Raw genomic sequence first — 16,132 nt, forward strand, 5'->3', positions numbered from 1 at the left:
AACTTGGTATAATAGAAAAAGATTACACACGGCTTTAGGCTTAAAATCTATTGAAGAATTTGAAACAGAAATGAACAATCAAAAATTAGCAGCATAATCTCTCTTCTTTTTGTCCAGTTTTTTGTTGCAAGTCCAGTTAAATTGTTTTTAATGTATTTTTCTGGAATATCTAACTCTTTAAAGGCTCCTAAGTCAAAAACTTGTTTTCTATATTTATCTATAAATGCTTTATCTAAAACTCCTTTTACAACTTTCCGCTTTCCTTTTATCTCAACCTCATCAAGCTTATTTATACCTTTTATATTTAAATTCCCCACTTTTTGTTCTTCTGTATACACTTTTTCAAATTTTGAATACCGTTTTTGAAAATAGTATGCTAATTTCTCTTTATTAACCATAACTGTATCAAAAGATATATTTCTTGGCTTTTCAAAAAAGTTAACTCCAGTTCCCTTTAAAAACGAAAGCTTAATTGAATCTCCTTTAAACACAAGTAAATTTTTAAATTTAAAATCGTGCTTACCATTTAAAAAAGTTTCAGTTACTATTTGATTATTTTTTGATAATAATGCTAATACATTAGATTTTAAAGGTGTTACACTGCCTTTTAAACTAAATCCTTGTTCAAAATTATATTTATTTTTAGGCCTTATTTTTTTTATATAAGTATCTGTTGTGTATGCCTCCCAACCTTGAGTAAGCAATAATATATCTATATGTTGTAATCTATTTTTATTGTCCTCATTAAAATAATAAGCTGGATTTTCTACATAACCCTTTACATAAGGTGTTAGTAAAAATGCACTTTCAATAGTAGCAGTTTGCAAATAATTGCTACTCTCACGTAGCACAGACAAGCTCATATTACTATTTACTTTAGCGTCTTTTAATTTTAATTTATAAATTATAGAATCATTTTGTGCCGTTAACTTACTTAAAATGACTTCTTGTTTTTCTGTTTTTTTATAAACAAAGAATTTTCGTTCAAGAATAGGGGTACTTTCTTCAAAAACCGTAACTGTATTTACTCCACTAATAAAACCTGCTTTAGGTACGCTAAATTTAATAGCAGATGTATCTACAATATTTACTCCTACATAATCTACCAACTTACTGTTTTGATGAAACAAAAGTGTATAGTTTTTTTTAGCTTCTTTTACAGATTTTAAATTGGTTTTTAATTCTAAGTTTAAAGTTGTCTCTGTAGATTTTGTAGTATTTAAAACAACCCCTTTAGATTTTGCTTTAGGTATTTTAACATTAATTATTGTATCGTTTGTTTTAAATTCTGCTGTATAGTTCTCTGAAGGTAAATAATAAAAATCCACCTTGCACATTCCTAAATGTTCATTTGAAAATTGTGCGACTTTCTTTTTTTCTGAATCTAAAATTCTACCTGTATAATTAACGCTTCTTCCATTTAGTAAAGCTTTTAATCCCAAAGTATTCTCTACACCCTCAAGTAAATATCCTCCTTGTGGAAATACCTGAACATCATAATTTGCTATAGCTACTGTATTTTCTATTATTTCATCAACTATTTCTATTTTTTGAAGATACTTATTTTCTTCTCCAAAGTTTTTCATGTAATTCGTATTGGCTTGAATATAATAATTGCCTCCTTTGATATCTCCAAATAGTTCTAATTGTCCATTTCCTACTCCATTTTTAATAACTACGTTTTGAGTACTTACTAGTTTGCCTAATTCTGAAAATAGACTTACATATAGCAGCGTTGTTTTGTTAGAGGGTTTATTATTGTCGGTAGCAACATAAGCTTTAAACCAAATAACATCATTTATTAGATATTTAGTTTTATTAGTGTGTACAAAAACTTTTTCGAAAATTAGTTTTTCTTTTTGAAACGTTTCTAGAATAGGTTTTACAGGTGTGTTTTGAGCATAATTGATGGTAATAAAAAATAAGGTAATAATTAGAGTAAAATGTGTTTTCATTTGATTGATGAATTTTCAAGGAAACATCAATTATCCCGCCAAAAACACAGGTACTCAACTGTTTTTAACAAAAATATTACAATCAACAATAAAATCACTCACAAATCTGATCTAAAACCCAAAGATAGTCAGCACGGTTATTCACAAAATCTTTATTAGAAATATCTATAATTTTGATATTGAGTTCGGTTTGATTTTTTAAAAATTCTAAATACCCTGAATTAATTTTTTCTAAATATTCGCTTTCAATATTTTGCTCATAGTCGCGACCACGTTTTTTAATATTTTCTTGGAGTCTTTGGGTATTTTGATAAAGATATATATAAAGTTCTGGCTTAGCTATCTCTTTATACATAAGATAGAACAACTTCCTGTATAGTTTAAACTCATCTTCCTGCAGTGTTATTTTCGAAAAAATTAATGATTTAAACACATCGTAATCGCTTACTATAAAATCTTTAAACAAATCTAATTGTGCTAAATCGTCACTTAACTGTTGGTAACGATCTGCTAAAAAAGACATTTCTAAAGTAAAAGCATAACGCTGTTTGTCTTCATAAAATTTTGGTAGAAATGGATTATCCGCAAAGCGTTCTAAAATAAGCTTTGCATTATAATCGTTAGATATTTTAGTTACTAAACTTGTTTTCCCTGCACCTATGTTCCCTTCTATAGCGATATAGTTATACTTAGAAAAATCATGCGTTTTACTTGGATTTTTTAGCCATATGTTAATAGGTTCTAAAACACTTTCGTCCTCACATCTCCCCAATAACTCTAACACTGTTGTATTATATTTTTCATGTTTAAATTTAGCAGCAATGTCTTTTAATGGCTCTAATACAAATTTGCGTTTATGGAGCTCTGGGTGCGGTACTTGTAATGATTTTGTATTAACCGTTTTTTCTTCATAAAACAAAATATCTAAATCTATAGTACGCGCTTCGTAGCCTGCAGTTTGTGTACGTATACGCCCTAATTTTTTCTCAACAATTAATAATTCTTGTAATACATCTTCTGCTTCTAAATGTGTTTCTATACCAATACAAGCATTATAAAAATCATCACTCTCAAAACCATAAGCTGGAGACTTATATACTTTAGAAATTGTTTTTATTGCTCCAACAGAAGTGTAAATAGCATCTATAGCGAGTTGCAAATTTTTAAACTTGTCTCCTTTATTGCTTCCTAACGATATGTATACTTTATTAAACTGCATCTATAAGTGCGGCAAAATAATGAAAAGTAAATGTATTCTTTTATATTTACTACAAGTATTTATTAACCATTTTCAATGAACATAAAAGATAAACTTGCTGCACAACGTATTTACCTTTTTTTAGGAGCGCTTTTCATAACGTCTTTAGTTGTTTCTAATCTTATTTTTCAAAAGTTCTTTTATTGGTATCCTCTAGACATTGAAATTTTTGGAGCTAAGCTTTTTGAAATCTCTGTTGGCATTTTACCTTACCCTATTACGTTTTTAATTACAGATTTAATTAGTGAAATATATGGTAAAAAGCGTGCTAACGATGTCGTTATAGCTGGTGTGTTTGCTTCTGTTTTTTCTTTATTAATTATTTTCGCAGCCCAAGCAGTTCCTGCAACATCATGGTCTTATGTTAATGACGATATGTTTTCTACTGTTTTTGGCAATTCTTCTATTGCTGTTTTTGCTAGTATGCTTACTTATTTGTTTGCACAATTTATAGATATTCATATATATCATCGTATAAAAAAAGCTACTAAAGGCAAACATTTATGGTTACGAAATAACCTCTCAACTTGGTTTTCTCAATTTGTAGACACCTTTACTATTTTAATTTTACTCTCTACTTTCGGTATTATAAACTGGAGCAACTTTAAGGGCCTTTTAATAAGTGGTTTTTTATTTAAAGTATTTGTAGCCTTATTCGATACCCCATTTATATATCTAGGCGTTTTTCTATTTAAGTTAAGATTTAACGTAAATGCAACAAACGATGAAATAGACTTATTGTAAATTTGCTCAATAAAAAAACTATTTACATTATTGATACGTAAATAATTAATGTAATCGTAGATTAAATTACCTAACATAAGCCTACATACCATATTTAAATGAAAAAAATATTAAAAATTACTGGAATATCTTTACTCGTTATTATTATCCTGCTAATTACAGCGCCTTTTATTTTTCAATCTCAAATAAAAGATATGGTGCGTAATTTTATAAACAACAGTGTTAATGCTAAAGTAGAATTTGCAGATGTTAACTTAAGTTTTTTAAGTAGCTTCCCGCAAGCCAACGTAACTGTTGATGAATTAAAAATAACCAACTTTAAACCTTTTGAAGATGAAACTTTAGCCACTGTTAAATCTTTGTCTTTTGACATGTCTGTTTCTGAGTTATTTAAAACCGCAAGTGAAGGCCCTGTAATTGTTAATGCAATAGCTGTAAATGAAGCATTGGTTACTTTAAAAACAAATAAGTTTGGAGATGTTAATTATGACATTGCTAAAAAAGATGATAAAGCGACTTCCAAAACAGAATCGAAATCTGGTGGTTTTACTTTAGATATTAAAGATTATAATATAAAAAATAGTGTTTTAAACTATATAGACGAGCTTGCTAAAACGCATATTTCAATTACCGAATTAAACCACAATGGTAATGGTACGTTCTCTGAAACCGTTTCAGAATTAAACACTAAAACTAATGCTAACATTAGTTTTAAAATGGATAGCACAGAATATTTAAGTAATAACAAAATAAATTTAGAGGCAATTATTGGCCTAGATTTAGAAAATAATAAATATACTTTTAAAGACAATAAAGCTGTATTTAATAATTTACCTTTATTCTTTAAGGGTTACGTACAGCAATTAGATAACGGACAAGATGTTGATATTACTTTTGAAAACACAAACAGTTCCTTTAATGACTTTTTCGCGTTATTACCTGCTGCATATACTAAAAACATTAGCAACATAGAAACCACAGGAAATTTTAATGTTAATGGAACAATTAAAGGTCTTGTTACAGACGAAACTATCCCTACTTTAGATATTAACATTACTTCAAAAAATGCCGCTTTTAAATATCCTGATTTACCCAAGCGTGTTGAAAACATTAACATCAATGCAGCCATAAAAAATACAACAGGTAAAACCGATGATACTTATGTTGATTTAAAAGCTTTAAATTTTAAAATAGACCAAGATGTTTTTAAGTCGTCTGCGACACTAAAGAATCTTACAAAAAACATTGCTATTGATGCCCATATAGATGGTATTTTAAACTTAGAAAACATTACAAAAGCTTATCCTATAGAATTAGAAAACGAATTAAGTGGTATATTAAAGGGGAATTTAAATACTGCTTTTGATATGAAAGCTTTAGAAACAAATGCTTATGACCGTATTAAAAACAATGGTAATGTAAGTATTAGTGATTTTAAATTTTCTTCTAAAGATATTGTAAACCCTATTAACATCTCTAAAGCAGATATTAATTTTAAGCCAAAAACTATAAATTTAGAAAGATTCGACGCCACCTCTGGAACTACAGATTTAAATGCTAATGGAACAATTAACAACTTATTAGGTTTTTTATTAAGCGACAAGAAACTTAAAGGAAACTTTAATGTGCTATCTAACACCTTTAAGGTAAGTGATTTCATGGTTGAAGGCGGCTCAGATCAGCCAGTAAATCAAAGTACAGAACCTGGTGATGCGTTAAAAATACCTGCATTTTTAGATTGTACTATTAATGCAGATGCAAAAACCGTATTGTATGATAATTTAACGCTAAAAGATGTAAAAGGCACATTAATTATTAAAGATGAACAAGCTAATTTGCAAAATGTAACTTCTAGTATTTTTGATGGAAACCTGTCTATGAGTGGCTTGGTAGATACTAAAACAAAAACACCTAAGTTTAATATGGATTTAGGCATCTCTAACTTTGACATCTCTAAATCTTTTAACGATTTAGATCTATTTAAAAGTTTAGCCCCTATAGCCAAAGCCTTGCAAGGTAAATTAAACAGTAGCATATCTCTTTCTGGAGATTTAGGAGACGATTTTACGCCTGCTTTAAATACAATTTCTGGAGGTGCTTTAGCAGAGTTATTAACTACAAAAATAGAACCCAAAAATGCAGAAGTATTTAATGCTTTAAAAGGCGCTATTAATTTTATAGATTTCGATAAGTTAGATATAAAAGACATACAAACACACTTAAAATTTAATAACGGAAAAGTTGATATTTCTCCTTTTAACTTTAATTATAAAGATATAGGTATTACCGTAGGCGGTTCTCATGGTTTTGATCAATCTATGGATTACAATCTTGTATTAGACGTTCCTGCAAAATATCTAGGAAGTGATGTAAATCGTTTAATAGGTAAAATTAACAACCCAGAAGTTAATAAGGTATCTATTCCTGTAAAAGCAAATATTGTTGGTAGTTTTACAAAACCCAAAGTGTCTACAGACCTTACTAGTGGGGTTAGCAATTTAACAAAACAACTTATAGAAATAGAAAAACAGAAGTTAATAAATAATGGTAAAGATAAAATTACAGATATACTAGGAGATGCATTAGGAGGGAATAAAGGTAATGACTCTACAAAAACAACAAACAACTCTATAAAAGAGGTTTTTGGAAATATCATTAAAGGAAACAAAACTAAAAACGATTCTACTACCACAGACTCTAGTAATACAAAAAGTAATATTGTTAAAGACGTTTTTGGCATTTTTGGTAAAAAGAAGAAAAAGGACAAACAAAATTAATCTCATTTTTTATTTATTCTACTAGATTAAATTATTCTTTTTCTTAAAAATAAAAAGATTTCTATTGTAAGGCTTTAGTTACTCATACAACTAAAGCCTTATGATTTTAATATATTTTATAATAGGTATTTTGGCAGCATTTATTGGAGCGATTCCTCTTGGTGCTTCTAATATTATTGTAATAAACACAACATTAAAACAGAATGCTAAACAAGCCTTTAAAATAGCCGTTGCTGCTGGAGTAGCCGAAGTAGTATTGTCTTTTTACGCTTTACATTGTAATACCTTTGTAAAACACTTTATAGAACGAAACCAATGGATTCAATTAATGATAATATTTATATTACTTTTTGTTGGTGGTTTTTTGTTCTTTAAAAAACAAAAAGAGAAAGCAAAAAATAAACAAAGCATTACCAGTTCTAAATATTTAACAGGTTTTTTATCTGGTATTTTAAACCCGCCTGTATTAGTCTATTGGTTAGTTGCTATTGGTTTTATTAACGAAAGCCTATACATGCTATCATTAGAATCATCTTTAGCAATTTTATTTTTATTTTTTACAGGAGTATACTTTGGTAAATTGCTTACCTTATATTTATACAGTAAATTTAGCTTAATCATAAAAAGCAAAGTACAGAATATCTCTTTGGTTTTAAATAAAGTAACAGGTGTTTTACTTATATTTATAGCCATAATTAATGCAGTAAAACTTTATTTAATATAATTTACATAAAAAAAACAATAGCTATTGTGTAAATTAAAAGTTATATGTATTTTTGCAACCTGAAATTTAAGAACACACATAATTTATACATATGTTAAGAATTGAAATTAAAGACGGAGAAAATATAGAACGCGCACTTAAACGTTACAAAAGAAAACACAGAAACGTTAAAGTGATGCAAAACTTAAGAGAAAACCAGTTTTTCACTAAGCCTTCTGTAAAAAACAGACGTCAGATACAAAAAGCTTCTTACATTCAAAGTTTAAGAGACGCAGAAAACGTATAATTAGTATATCTAATTTTAGTGTTTTCTTTTATATATAACCTTACATTAAATAATGTAAGGTTTTTTTGGTTTGTAGCATTTCAAATATAAAATTACTATAGACAAAAAGAGTCGTAGCACTTTATAGTGTACGACTCTTTTTCTTCATTACAGGTTTATGTATTATGTAACACTAATAGAAACAACATAACCTTCGTTTCCTCTAATATTAAAAACGGTATCATCTTCAAAAATAAGATACTGCCCTTTAATACCTTTTAACACGCCTTCGTAAGTTGGAGTCTTCTTTAAGTTTAAGCTTTTAGGTTTTAGTGGATATTGCTCTACGGGAAACTGCAAATGTGTTTCCTCATTATTTTCAATATAATATGGTTTAGCTTCTGCCGGAATATATTCTTTTAATCGCTCTCTCCATTCTGGTAAGCTTTCATCTTCTCCATCATTTTTTAGCATTTTTCGCCAATTCGTTTTATCGGCAACATGATCTTTTAAAGCAACTTCTGTTATTCCTGCCAAATACCTATTTGGCACTTCTACTATTTCTATAGCTTCATGAGCTCCTTGATCTATCCATCGTGTAGGTACTTGCGTTTTTCTGGTAACGCCCACTTTAACATTACTAGAATTTGCTAAATACACAATATGAGGTTGTAGTTGTGCTCGCTTTTCGTATTCTAAATCTCTATCCTCTTTATCTAAATGAGCCGTACTTAATTCGGGACGCATGATCCAGTCTGCCGCTTGTGGCACTTCAAAAAAACAACTTTTACAAAAACCTTGTCTATATATAGGTCTATTTAAGCTACAATTTAAGCATTGATGTTTGATAAACTGAAAGCGTAGTGACTTATTTATCAATTGATTCATGTTTAGGAAATCATTTTCAAACACTAAGTAATATTGTATAGGCTTGGCAAACTCCGTTTCCATTTTTCTTAAAACACCTTGGTAAGTCATAAAAAAAAGTCTTATTTTTATTGCTCAAAGATACTATAAAATATGCCAATTCCTTTAGTAAACTCTATTGCTTCCTGGTTTTTAAAAAAACGTTTTCATCAAATAGAATTATTTTTAAAGTATCCTAATGAAGTGCAAGAAGAACTTCTTTTCTCTTTATTAGATAAAGCTAAAGACACGCAAATTGGCAAAGAATACGATTTTGCATCTATAAAAAGCTATAGCACTTTTGCCGAACGTGTTCCTGTAAAAAACTATGAAAAATACCAAGATATTATAGAACGCGCTAGACAAGGCGAGCAAAATATTTTTTGGCCAAGCCCAATTAAATGGTTTGCAAAATCTAGTGGTACAACTAGTGCTAAAAGTAAATTTATTCCTGTTAGCCCAGAATCTCTTGAAGATTGCCATTATGCAGCCAGTAAAGACTTACTGTGTATGTACCTTAATAATAATGAGGGCTCTCAATTGTTTACAGGTAAGGGACTAAGGTTAGGTGGAAGCAAAGAACTTTATAAAGAAAACGGAACTGTCTTTGGGGATTTAAGCGCTATTTTAATTGATAATATGCCTTTTTGGGCAGAGTTTAGCAGCACCCCAAGTAGTAAAGTCTCTTTAATGAGTGAATGGGAAACAAAAATGCAAGCTATAGTTGATGAAACTATTAACGAAAATGTAACTAGTTTGGCAGGAGTACCCTCTTGGATGTTGGTTTTATTAAACAACGTTTTAGAGTCTACGGGTAAAAATAATATTTTTGATATTTGGCCAAACTTAGAGGTCTATTTTCATGGAGGTGTTAGTTTTACACCATATAGACAACAATACAAAAACATTTTACCAAATAAATCTTTTAAATATTATGAAATCTATAATGCTTCAGAAGGTTTTTTTGCAATACAAGACAGAAATAACTCTAGCGAATTATTATTAATGTTAGATTATGGAATTTTTTACGAATTTATTCCTATGGAAACCCATGGTACTCCACATGAAAAAGTGATTCGTTTAAGTGAAGTAGAACAAGGCAAAAACTACGCTGTTTTAATAACAACTAATGCTGGCCTTTGGAGGTATAAAATTGGAGACACGGTTCGTTTTACCTCTATTAATCCATATAGAATTAAAGTTTCTGGCCGAACAAAACACCATATAAATGTATTTGGTGAAGAACTTATAATAGAGAATGCAGAAGATGCTTTAAAAAAAGTTTGCAAAAAAACTAAATCGGAAATAGTAGACTACACTGCTGCCCCAATATTTATGGAAGGTAAAGAAAAAGGGGGGCATGAATGGCTTATAGAGTTTAAAACACCTCCTAAAGATATTAACTATTTTAATGAGTTATTTGATAATGCTTTAAAATCATTAAATTCTGATTACGAAGCCAAACGTTACAATAACATTACTCTTAATAAACCACAAATTAATATCGCAAGAGAACAACTTTTTTACGATTGGTTAAAACAGAATAACAAACTAGGTGGTCAACACAAAGTACCAAGATTATCTAATTCAAGACAATATATTGATGAGCTTTTAAAACTGAATCTGTAGCTTATTTACCGTTCGTCGATGAACGAATAGTCATCTACAACTAAAATCACCGACAAAATGCAACTTCTATCGTTATGTGTTTTTTAACAAAAACACCAATGAAAAATTCTTATAAAAAATAGATTTAATAAAGATATTTTTTAACAAAAAAGGCATTTTGTTGAAAAAAATTTAATAAAAAAAGCCTTAAACACATCTATCGACAAACGGCAATCTTCATTTTTTAACAAAACGAATATTCATGCTTTTAGTCTAATAAATTGCAGATAACTTACAGTCTTGTAGTAATTTCGACGCGTAAATAAAATTCTATTACTAATGAAAAACTACATTTTAATTTTCGCTTTCTTATTCTCAGTAAGTTTTGCTTCTGCTCAAGATTCTTCAGAAGACTTATTAACTGATAATTTAGTTAATGGATTAAATGTTTCAAATTCTAAAGATATTATTAATACTAATGGATTTGAGTTCACAACTTTTGATGCTGGTATTAATACTAAATTTTCTGAATTTGGTTCTGGTTTCTTTATGAACAAATTTATAATGGTATCATCTAAAAAATTAGGTGGTTTAGCTAAAGTAGATAAAAACACTAATGAAGGCTACAAAAACTTATTTTGTTTAGACGTAAAAAAGAATGGTTCTTTAAAATTACCATTATTATTTTCTAGAATTATTAATACAAGAGGGAGTGAAGGACAAGTATCTTTCTCACCAGATGAGAAGACAATGTACTTTACTAGAGCTACAGAAGATAATTCTATGATATATAAATTATATAAAGTTACTTTAGAAGAAGGATCTCATGGTAATTGGATTAACCAAGAAATGTTAGATATTGATGTAGAAGGTTACTCTTTTGAAAATCCGTATGTAAGTAAAACTGGTAAGGAATTATATTTTTCTTCTAACATGCCTGGAGGTTTAGGTGGTTACGACTTATATGTAGCAACAATTAAAGCAGACGGGACGTTAGACACGCCAAGAAATTTAGGGAATACTATTAACACTAAGTACGATGACAAATATCCATCTTTATCTTTAGATGGAGAGTACTTATATTTCTCTTCTAAAGGACACAGAAATATCGGTGGGTTTGATGTGTTTAAAAGTAAGATTACTAAAAAAGGATATAGAGCTCCTTTAAACTTAGGAAATACTGTAAATACAAAATATGACGAAGTTGCCTATTTTATGGCTTCAAACAATAAAGGTTATATAAGCTCTAACAAAGCATCTGGTAAAGGGAGTTATGATATATACAAGTTCTCTTTCGATATAGCAACTCAAAACATAAAAGGAAGAGTTTTAGATTTAGACACTCAAATACCTTTACCAAATACAGTAGTTATGTTACTTGATGAAGAAGGAGAAGAAATTGCTAGACAAACTACTGGTGATGATGCTACTTATAGTTTTGATGTTACTCCATTTGAGAACTATACAATTAAGACTACTAAAGATGGTTTTGACGATGCTTCAATAGCATTTACATCTAATAAAGGAGATGACACTACTTATAAAAAGAATTTAGAGTTAAATTCTACTAAAGCAGAAATTGTAGAAGTTGAAGATAAATTAATGATTTCTATAGAAAACATTTACTTTGACTATGCAAAATGGAGTATTAAGCAAGAATCTCAGATTTCTTTAAACAAAATATTAACGGTTCTTAATGAGAACCCTGAAATGAAAATTGAAATTAATGCACATACAGATAATAGAGGTAACAATAGTTACAACTTAAACTTATCTAAAAAACGTGCTGCTTCTGCAATGAAATATTTAATTGAAAAAGGAATTAATGCAGATCGTTTAATCTCTAATGGTTATGGAGAGACACAACCTTTAGTAGATTGTAAATCTAATTGTACTGAGGAAGAATATCAAGCAAACAGAAGGATTGAATTTATTATCCTAGACTAAAAAATTATTTAGGATAGTATAGCTATTAATCATTCTTGAAAAAAACCACTTTTAATTCTATAATTGAAAGTGGTTTTTTGATTATTACAGTTCTACTAAGTTTTTAAATTAAGTACGTGAAGCTATTTATATGGCCGTATTATTAAGAAAGCCTTAAATCAATTATTTACGTACCGAAAAGTAAAACCTTCTTTATAAATTGCGGTTTGCCTCTGCCTCTATTCCTTTTATTTTTTCCTTGAGATTAAGAGAAAGCACATAGCTTCGCTTCTACTATAATCTTAATTTATAGAGTTCCTCCACCTACCTATCTTGCATGATATATTAATTAAATGGGTATTCCATTTAATGTATTAATCAGGAAGCTTCTCTTCTTCCTCTAATTAACCACAATTATGTTTTAATCGACTTCGCCTAACTATTTTTATAACTAAAAAAAGCCATTTCTATATTATATAGAAATGGCTTTATATTTAATACTATTTAAATCTTATTTACGAAACTGCTTTAAGTTTCTTTATTGTGGATTTAGATAATTTTTCTTCTGCATAAGCTTTTGTTATACTCAACTTCTTAGTATCGCTTCCTGGAAGCTCAAACATGGCATCTGTTAATATTTCTTCACAAAGAGATCGCAGACCACGAGCACCAAGTTTATACTCTATTGCTTTGCCTACTATAAACTCTAAAGCTCCTTCTGTAATATTAAGCTCAATCTCATCCATTTTAAACAGTTTTTTATACTGTTTTATAATGGCATTTTTGGGCTCTGTTAAAATAGCACGCAATGTGTCTCCATCCAATGGGTTCATGTGCGTTAACACAGGGAGCCTACCTATTATTTCTGGTATTAATCCAAAATCTTTTAAGTCTTTAGGTGTAATGTACTGCAACAAATTGTCTTGGTCTACCACATCTTCAGATATTGATGCGCTATACCCTACAGCTTGCATGTTTAATCGTTTAGAGATAACACGCTCAATACCATCAAAAGCACCTCCTGCTATAAATAAAATATTTTCTGTATTGACTTCAATAAATTTTTGATCTGGATGCTTACGTCCACCTTTTGGCGGAACATTAACCACAGTGCCTTCTAAAAGCTTTAATAACGCTTGTTGCACACCTTCTCCAGATACATCTCTTGTAATCGAAGGGTTATCACTTTTACGCGCAATTTTATCTATCTCATCTATAAATACAATACCTTTTTCTGCTTTTTCTAAGTTATAATCTGCAGCTTGTAATAAACGAGTTAAAATACTTTCTACATCTTCTCCTACATATCCAGCTTCGGTTAATACGGTAGCATCAACTATAGCTAAAGGCACGTTTAACATTCTGGCTACTGTTTTAGCCATTAAAGTTTTACCTGTTCCTGTTTGCCCTACCATAATGATGTTAGATTTTTGAATCTCTATATCATCGTTACTTGGTGGCTGTAATAATCGTTTATAGTGATTGTATACAGCTACAGACATTACTTTTTTTGTAAACTCCTGCCCAATTATATACTCGTCTAAAAACCCTTTTATTTGCTGTGGCTTTCGTAATATAAGCTCTGCAGACAGCTCACTGTTATCACTTTGCTTAGATTCTTCTAAAACAATACCATGAGCTTGTTCTATACAACGATCGCAAATGTGTGCATCTAACCCAGCTATTAACAAGCTGGTTTCAGGTTTTTTTCTACCACAAAACGAGCATTCTAATTCTTCCTTTGCCATTCTTTAATTATCTTAATCTGTGATTATTATTATTTTTAAAAACAATAATAATATTTGTTTTTTAATCACGAGTTAATATCTCGTCAATCATACCATATTCTTTAGCTTTATCTGCTTTCATCCAGTAATCACGATCACTATCTTTATAAACTTTGTCATAATCCTGTCCAGAATGCTTACTTATAATTTTATAAAGCTCTTCTTTTAATATTAAAATCTCACGTGCTGTAATTTCTATATCACTAGCCTGTCCTTGTGCTCCTCCTAATGGTTGGTGAATCATAACACGAGAATGTGTTAAACCACTACGCTTACCAGCTGCTCCAGCACATAATAACACAGCTCCCATAGAGGCTGCCATTCCTGTACAAATTGTAGCAACATCTGGTTTTATAAACTGCATTGTATCGTAGATACCTAATCCTGCATAAACGCTTCCTCCTGGTGAGTTAATATATATTTGAATATCCTTAGAAGCGTCTACACTTTCTAAAAATAATAATTGTGCTTGAATAATATTTGCAACTTGATCGTTTATTCCTGTTCCCATAAAAATGATACGATCCATCATTAAACGAGAGAATACATCAAAAATCGCAATATTCATTTGACGTTCTTCTATTATATTAGGTGTCAAGTTTGTAGGGTACATACTACTAATAATTTTATTGTAATACATGCTGTTAATCCCTTGATCTTTTATTGCAAACTTTTCGAATTCTTTTCCGTAATCCATATTTTAATTTTGTTTTATATTTAAACTAAAAGCGTTGAATTCTATATAGAATTCAACGCTTAAAGATAATGATTATTCTGTAAAAGAACGTGGCTTATTTATCGCCATAAACTTCTTTAACAAATTTTTCGTACGTTAATTCTTTTGTTTTAATATTAGCCTTTTCTTTGTAAAGGTTTAATAATTTCTGGCTTACTACTTGCTCAGATATACGTTTTACCTCATCTTGATTAGATAATACACGCGCTGCGATATCTTCTAACTCTTTTTCTGAAGGGTTTGTTTGACCAAATTGTGCCATCTGCATTTTAATCATTCCTTTCGCACTTTCTTTAACGTCTTCGAAATCTAATTTTATATCATTAGCTTCCATCAACTTACCTTCTATTAATTGATAACGTAAGCTTTTTTCAGATTTTTCGTATTCTTCTTTAGCTTGTGCTTCGTCAATTTCTTTCTCTCCTGCTGTTTGCATCCATTTTTGAAGAAATGTTGCTGGTAAATCGAATTTAGTATTTTCTACTAAATACTCTGTTACATCATTCAATAATTTTTGATCTGATTGTTGAACAAACTGTTTTTCAGCATCTTCTTTAATCTTATCTTTTAATTCTGTAACAGATTTCACAACATCTTTACCAAATAACTTATCAAATAATTCTTGATCTAAATCTGCTAATTCACGCTCATTTATTTCAGTAATTTCAAATGTTACTTCTATATCTAAACCGTGTACTTTATCGTGCTCTAATTTTAAAGCATGTTGTAATTCGTGCTCATCTGTGTAAAGCCCTTTAGTTTTTAAAGCGATAGTATCTCCTACTTTAGCCCCTACAAATTGCTTTTCTGTTGCTTTACCTTTAAATTTATCTAAAGTTAATGTTACAGTGTTTTCTATTCCTTCTTCTTCGTTAGTAAAAGTACCTGTTATTTCACTATCTTTTGCTACTGTATCTTGAGATATTAATTTCCCGTATTGTTTTTGAATACGCTCTACTTGCTCATCAATCATTTTATCGTCTGCAACGATGTTGTAGTGCGTTATTGCTTTTTTAGATTTTAAATCTACAGTAAATTCTGGTGCTAAACCTAACTCAAACTCAAAAGAAAAATCATCTCCATCCCAGTTAATGTCATCTTGTGGCTTAGGTAGTGGCTGCCCTAAAACATCTAACTTTTCTTCTGTTAAATATTTATTTAAAGCATCTTGAAGTAATTTATTTACTTCATCTACCAATACTGCTTTACCGTATTGTTTTTTTACCATTCCCATTGGCACATGACCTTTTCTAAAACCTGGAATGTTTGCTGTTTTTCTATAATCTGTTAAGATTTTTTCTACTTTATCGCTATAATCGTCTTTAGCAATATCAACTTTTACTACAGCGTTTAATGCATCAATATTTTCTCTTGTAATATTCATCTTGAATAATATATTATTTTTAATACCTAAAAATGGAGTGCAAAAGTACTACTTTTTTAGAC

The 16,132-nt window shown here is 29.6% G+C and carries 12 protein-coding genes; 6 read left to right on the top strand and 6 right to left on the bottom strand.

The genetic code is table 11. The annotated features are described in order from the left end of the window. Positions 1-47: 47 nt before the first annotated feature. Both ACVC08_RS01150 and folK read right to left on the bottom strand, forming a co-directional pair. Complete coding sequence (locus ACVC08_RS01150; RefSeq protein WP_452600666.1) at positions 48-1,955, bottom strand: hypothetical protein; 1,908 nt, start codon at positions 1,953-1,955, stop codon at positions 48-50. Between the two features lie 94 nt (positions 1,956-2,049). Then, positions 2,050-3,174 carry a 2-amino-4-hydroxy-6-hydroxymethyldihydropteridine diphosphokinase gene (gene folK / locus ACVC08_RS01155; protein ID WP_452600667.1) on the bottom strand — a complete coding sequence of 375 codons (1,125 nt, stop codon included), beginning with the start codon at positions 3,172-3,174 and terminating at the stop codon, positions 2,050-2,052. A 75-nt stretch (positions 3,175-3,249) separates the two neighbouring features. On the opposite strand from folK, the gene ACVC08_RS01160 reads away from it, so the two are divergent. The 4 genes from ACVC08_RS01160 to rpsU all read left to right on the top strand — a co-directional run bounded on the left by ACVC08_RS01160 (position 3,250) and on the right by rpsU (position 7,744). Then, positions 3,250-3,957 (top strand): queuosine precursor transporter, encoded by a 708-nt coding sequence (locus tag ACVC08_RS01160; protein ID WP_452600668.1) that lies wholly within the window; start codon positions 3,250-3,252, stop codon positions 3,955-3,957. Positions 3,958-4,055: 98 nt separating this feature from the next. Beyond that, positions 4,056-6,734, top strand: coding sequence for an AsmA family protein (locus ACVC08_RS01165; RefSeq protein WP_452599746.1), 2,679 nt, complete (start codon positions 4,056-4,058; stop codon positions 6,732-6,734). Positions 6,735-6,834: 100 nt separating this feature from the next. After that, complete coding sequence (locus ACVC08_RS01170; protein WP_452599747.1) at positions 6,835-7,458, top strand: LysE family transporter; 624 nt, start codon at positions 6,835-6,837, stop codon at positions 7,456-7,458. Positions 7,459-7,549: 91 nt separating this feature from the next. Beyond that, a complete protein-coding gene (rpsU, locus tag ACVC08_RS01175) occupies positions 7,550-7,744 on the top strand; it encodes a 30S ribosomal protein S21 (protein ID WP_452599748.1) in 195 nt (64 codons plus the stop codon). 162 nt (positions 7,745-7,906) lie between these two features. Here rpsU and ACVC08_RS01180 read toward each other — a convergent pair whose 3' ends face one another. Continuing rightward, positions 7,907-8,701 carry a DUF2797 domain-containing protein gene (locus ACVC08_RS01180; protein ID WP_452600669.1) on the bottom strand — a complete coding sequence of 265 codons (795 nt, stop codon included), beginning with the start codon at positions 8,699-8,701 and terminating at the stop codon, positions 7,907-7,909. Positions 8,702-8,743: 42 nt separating this feature from the next. On the opposite strand from ACVC08_RS01180, the gene ACVC08_RS01185 reads away from it, so the two are divergent. Both ACVC08_RS01185 and ACVC08_RS01190 read left to right on the top strand, forming a co-directional pair. Then, entirely contained in the window at positions 8,744-10,258 is a 1,515-nt protein-coding gene (locus ACVC08_RS01185) for a GH3 auxin-responsive promoter family protein (protein WP_452600670.1), read from the top strand. Between the two features lie 318 nt (positions 10,259-10,576). Continuing rightward, complete coding sequence (locus ACVC08_RS01190; protein WP_452600671.1) at positions 10,577-12,184, top strand: OmpA family protein; 1,608 nt, start codon at positions 10,577-10,579, stop codon at positions 12,182-12,184. 494 nt (positions 12,185-12,678) lie between these two features. Here the strand turns inward: ACVC08_RS01190 and clpX are convergent, their stop codons facing one another. The 3 genes from clpX to tig form a co-directional block, all read right to left on the bottom strand. Next, entirely contained in the window at positions 12,679-13,911 is a 1,233-nt protein-coding gene (gene clpX / locus ACVC08_RS01195; protein ID WP_452599752.1) for an ATP-dependent Clp protease ATP-binding subunit ClpX, read from the bottom strand. Positions 13,912-13,972: 61 nt separating this feature from the next. Beyond that, positions 13,973-14,647, bottom strand: a complete 675-nt coding sequence (clpP, locus tag ACVC08_RS01200; protein WP_452599753.1) for an ATP-dependent Clp endopeptidase proteolytic subunit ClpP — start codon at positions 14,645-14,647, stop codon at positions 13,973-13,975. Between the two features lie 94 nt (positions 14,648-14,741). Continuing rightward, positions 14,742-16,070 (bottom strand): trigger factor, encoded by a 1,329-nt coding sequence (gene tig / locus ACVC08_RS01205; protein ID WP_452599754.1) that lies wholly within the window; start codon positions 16,068-16,070, stop codon positions 14,742-14,744. Positions 16,071-16,132 lie beyond the last annotated feature (62 nt).

The organism is Pontimicrobium sp. MEBiC06410 (assembly GCF_053601615.1).